This is a genomic window from Acidimangrovimonas sediminis, assembly GCF_002871005.1.
GTDB lineage: Bacteria > Pseudomonadota > Alphaproteobacteria > Rhodobacterales > Rhodobacteraceae > Acidimangrovimonas > Acidimangrovimonas sediminis.
On record NZ_PHSN01000068.1, the window covers coordinates 1 to 1,768 of the forward strand.

The window sequence follows — 1,768 nt, forward strand, 5'->3', positions numbered from 1 at the left end:
GAATTTCCGGGCCTGCGTCGGCGATGATGACGATCTCTGGATCCTCGGGGATTTCGCATTCGGCAAGGCTGAGGATCAGCTCAGCGGCTGGTTTCACCAGCTGCCGGGCCGCAAGCATCTGATCATCGGCAACCACGATGACGAGGCGATCATCTCCCTTCCCTGGGCCAGCGTCGCCGACCTCACCGAGATCCGCGATGGCGACCAGGCGCTGGTTCTCTGCCACTATCCCATGATTACCTGGAAGGGCGCGAGGCGCGGAGCGCTACAGCTCTTCGGTCATGTCCACGATCAATGGAAGGGGTCACGCAATTCCATCAACGTCGGTGTCGATCAATGGGACTTCCGCCCCGTGCAGATCAGCGACATCGCCCGGCGTGCGCGGAAACTGCCGATCAACAAGCATTGGAAAGATGTCGAGCATGGGAGCGAGCTCGACTAGCCGCGACGACAACTGAGGATGTAGGGCGAAGGGCAACACGCAGCAATGGGCTCGCACCGGCCTTGCGGCGGCGCGGCAGATGGACGCTCAGATGGCCTGGCGTACGGGACCGTCGCGGACGGCCCTCCGCGGATATTCGAACCCGGCGAGGAGCATGACCGTTCCCTGCCCCCAAGCTGGCCTTCATGCATGACGCGGCACGACAGCCAAGGTCGACACGATGGGCGGGGAACGGACCTTCGCTGCGTCGTGGGCGAATGACCGGAAGCGAGGTGAAAATGGCGACGAAGTCCGTGTCGCCACTTATAGTTTCTTGAGCTCCTCAATTTCGCGAAGCGCTGCACGTTCAAAGCGTTTTATTTGGTGAGAAATTTTCTCATCTCCTTCAAAGGCGGCGGCACTGCGCCGACCATAGGAGGAAAAGTTCCTAACGACACGAAGACCCTCCTCGTCGCGCACCTTCAGATGGGTGAAGCGGCGATACAGGCGCTTGGTGTGTGCCTTTGCAGACTTTCCAGAAGCGATGTTTCGCTCTGCGATCTTGCGGGTCCGACGCACCGCTCTTCGCATCTTCCGCCACTGGCGAGCGAGTGAGCTTTCTCGGATGGCTGGCCCGGTTTCGTGCAGTGCGAAACCGAGGTATTGGGCCGCCTTCCCGACAACCGCGCCCGTGCCTGTGAACTCGGTCCTTTCGGTCTTGTGAGGCGATAGCTCGAGCTTCTCTGCCTTGATTAGATCCATGATCTTTGCTTCGGCAGCTTTGGCGTGAGTAGGGTTGCAGATTACCAAGATGTCGTCCGAATACCGGCGATACATTGCACCAATGCTGTCGCAGTAGGCGCGTGCGGCCGCGTCGAAGTCGATCATGTATAGGTTTGACGCGGCTGCACTGATCGGTGTGCCCTGAGGAATACCTCTCCGATAGCCTCTTGCCAGTTCGGGGTTCGGGTGGAACTTGATGCCATTGGCTTTGAGTTCTTCGACACTGGCGATCCTGTCCCGGCTGTTTTCCTTGAGCCGGGTGGAGAACGTCGCGTTCGCCTTGAGCTCTTCCATATCGACGTAGTGGAAGGCTGTAATCGCACGAAACACGCGCATCCAATGTTCGGGGAGTGACGCTACGCCCAGCAAGGCCTTTAGGCGGCGCTTCAGGAGCGAGTGGTCAAGGTTGTCGAAGAAGCTGCTGACGTCGAAAGCCAGTATCGTGACGGGGGCATGGGTCTTGGCATACGCATACACGTCTGCCGAGAAATCGTAGTTGCCGCGTCCGAGGGTAATCCCCCCCGATCTTAAGGGGATGCGGAAGTAGAATTTTCTCGGCAGGAT

Annotated in this window: 2 protein-coding genes; one reads left to right on the forward strand and one right to left on the reverse strand. The window is 59.1% G+C overall.

Features of this window, described 5'->3' with window-relative positions; genetic code table 11:
- The coding region (locus CVV76_RS24335; protein ID WP_102227272.1) for a metallophosphoesterase at positions 1–442 on the forward strand (442 nt) is incomplete at its 5' end.
- A 303-nt stretch (positions 443–745) separates the two neighbouring features.
- On the opposite strand, the gene CVV76_RS24340 is transcribed toward CVV76_RS24335, so the two are convergent.
- The coding region (locus tag CVV76_RS24340; RefSeq protein WP_102227273.1) for a reverse transcriptase domain-containing protein at positions 746–1,768 on the reverse strand (1,023 nt) is incomplete at its 5' end.